The organism is Micromonospora sp. 4G55 (assembly GCF_016803375.1).
Map to the genome: position 1 here is coordinate 1 of NZ_JAEVHN010000798.1, position 2,528 is coordinate 2,528.

At 71.2% G+C, this 2,528-nt stretch carries 3 protein-coding genes; all 3 read right to left on the minus strand.

Translation table 11 applies throughout. The annotated features are described in order from the left end of the window. On the minus strand, positions 1-218 hold a 218-nt coding region (locus JNW89_RS34340), incomplete at its 3' end, for a hypothetical protein (protein WP_238452203.1). Positions 219-433: 215 nt separating this feature from the next. Next, on the minus strand, positions 434-1,267 hold the full coding sequence (locus JNW89_RS34345) for an ABC transporter permease subunit (protein WP_238452204.1): 834 nt from the start codon (positions 1,265-1,267) through the stop codon (positions 434-436). Beyond that, positions 1,264-2,202 (minus strand): ATP-binding cassette domain-containing protein, encoded by a 939-nt coding sequence (locus JNW89_RS34350; protein WP_210774495.1) that lies wholly within the window; start codon positions 2,200-2,202, stop codon positions 1,264-1,266. The genes JNW89_RS34345 and JNW89_RS34350 overlap by 4 nt, the downstream gene beginning before the upstream one ends. Positions 2,203-2,528: the final 326 nt, after the last annotated feature.

Below are 2,528 nucleotides of genomic sequence, written 5' to 3' on the forward strand. Positions count from 1 at the left end.
GCCGGCTCGGCGGGGGCGGCCTTGGCCGGGGCCTTCTCCTCGGCGGGGCGCGGCGTGGCGGCGCCCGGGGCCGGCCGGTAGTCGGCGAAGAAGTCGTGCCAGGCCGAGTCGACGCTCGACGGGTCGGCGAGGTAGCGCTGGTACATCTCCTCGACGATCCACTCGTTCGGGCCGAAACCCGCCAGTGGGTTCTCCTGCGAAGTCTGCTGGGTCGACACGGCCGGTAATCGCCTCTTTCACGCGGGTTCGTATGTCACGCGGTCGGCACCCGTGCCCGTTCCGGGCGCACGGGAGACGGCTCCCAGGCTACGCCGTAGGAATGCCGCAGGCATTTCCGCCTCCGACGGGTGGCCCGTTTCACAGAAGATGCCAGAAGTTCGGCAAACGCTGCGTGTCGCCTCGACTCCTGTTAGGGCCGTCGCCCGGATCCGGCTCAGGCGATGTCGCGGCGCCGCATGATGAGGCTGCCGGCCGCCGAGGTCAGCACGGCGTACGCGATCAGGACCACCGCGCCCACCCACTGCGGCGGGTTGCCCGGCAGTTCAGTGCCGCTGATCATCAGCGAGGACGCGGTGGACGGCACGATCACCGCCAGCTTGCTGATCCAGTCCTGCTCCAGCCACTGCTGGAGCAGGAAGAAGACCAGGTTCGCCGCGGTCGTGCCGACCAGGTAGAGCACCACGGCGGTGATGGTCGCCCCGATCTGGCTGCGGATCAGCACGCCGAAGCCGACGCCGAAGACGCCCCAGAGCACGTACGCCAGCAGGTTGAGCAGGATGGCGCGGGTGATGTCCCACTCGCCCAGGTGCGCGTCCCACCCCTTGACCGCGAAGAAGATCAGCGTCGCCGGCACGGTGAGCACGGTGGTGACCAGCCAGAAGAACGCGCCGATCAGCGCCGCCGCGACCAGCTTGGCGGTGACCACCACCGTCCGGTGCGGGGTGGTGAGGAAGGTGGTCGTCGCGGTCTGGTGGTAGAACTCGTTCGTCACCACGATGATGCCGAGCAGCAGCACGAAGAGCAGCCCGAAGTACTGCCCCGAGGTGAACAGGTTCGCCGCCTGGAAGACCTCACTGGCCGAGGCCAGGACCTGCTCGGCCTGCTCCTGCGGCAGGCCCTCCACGTCCTGCGGGCCGCTGAGGCTGAGGTTCGCGTTGAGCGCGTTGACCAGGAACGCCAGGGCCAGGGTGACCAGCGCGCCGAGGCCGAACAGCCACCAGGTGTTGGTCGTACGGATCTTGAGCAGCTCGGCTCGGACCAGGTTCATCGAATGCCCGCCTTCCCGGCCGTCAGCTCCAGGAAGACCCGTTCCAGGTCGGGCCGTTCCGTGGTGAGTTCGTGCAGTTCCACCCCGGCGGCCAGGGCGACCCGGCCGACGGTCGGGGCGTCCGCCCCGTCCACCAGCAGGACGCCGTGCTCGTCCGGGGTGACGGTGGCCGACTGCGCCTTCAGCGCGGCGACGAGTTCGTCGGCCTGCGGGGTGCGCACCCGCACCCGCACGCCCTGGGCCATCGAGCCGATCACCTGCTCGACCGGCCCCTGCCGGACCAGCTGGCCGGCGGCGATGATCACCACGTCGTCGGCGAGCAGCTGCATCTCGGAGAGCAGGTGGCTGGAGACCAGCACCGTGCGGCCCTCCTGGGCCAGGCTCTTGAGGAACCCGCGCATCCACCGGATGCCCTCCGGGTCCAACCCGTTGGCCGGCTCGTCGAGGATCAGCACCCGCGGGTCACCGAGCATCGCGGCGGCGATGCCGAGCCGCTGCTTCATGCCCAGCGAGTAGCCCTTGAACTTGCGCCGGGCGGCCGGGGTCAGCCCGACCAGGGCCAGCGCCTCGTCGGCGCGCTGCCGGGGCAGCCCGGCCGCGGCGCAGATCACCCGGAGGTGGTTGAGGCCGGTGCGGCCCTTGTGCGCGCTGGACGCCTCCAGCACCGCGCCCACGTGCCGCAGCGGGTCGGTCAGGTCGGCGTAGCGGACCCCGTCCACGGTGGCGTCGCCGCTGGTCGGGGTGACCAGGTTCAGCAGCATGCGCAGCGTGGTGGTCTTGCCGGCGCCGTTCGGGCCGAGGAAGCCGGTCACCCGCCCCGGTTCGACGGTGAAGGACAGGTTGTCCACCGCCCGGACGTTCTTGTAGTGCTTCGTCAGTCCGGACACCACGATCTGGCCGGTCCCGGTGCTGGGGCTCCACTGCCCGTCGGACATCGTGCTCCTCCCGTGCGGCGGCGCGTCACGCGCCGCGGTGTGCGGCGCCGTTGCGGAGAGCGCCGGGGGACAGCCTGGCAAGGGCGCGCAACCCGGTCAATCGGGCGCGGTCCGTAGTCCGGGCTCCACCTCATGCAGGAGGCGGTCGTCCTCAGGGACGAGAGGTGGGTTCCGGGGGCAGCGCGATCCAGGTGGCCCGCGCCCGGCCGAGCAGCGCGCCGGTCGGGCCGTAGTCCGGGCTCCACCTCATGCAGGAGGCGGTCGTCCTCAGGGACGAGAGGTGGGTTCCGGGGGCAGCGCGATCCAGGTGGCCCGCGCCCGGCCGA

Coding starts and splice junctions, on each gene's coding strand:
- JNW89_RS34350 (WP_210774495.1), bottom strand. CDS start 2,202: ATGTCCGACGGGCAGTGGAGCCCCAGCACCGGGACCGGCCAGATCGTG.
- JNW89_RS34345 (WP_238452204.1), bottom strand. CDS start 1,267: ATGAACCTGGTCCGAGCCGAGCTGCTCAAGATCCGTACGACCAACACC.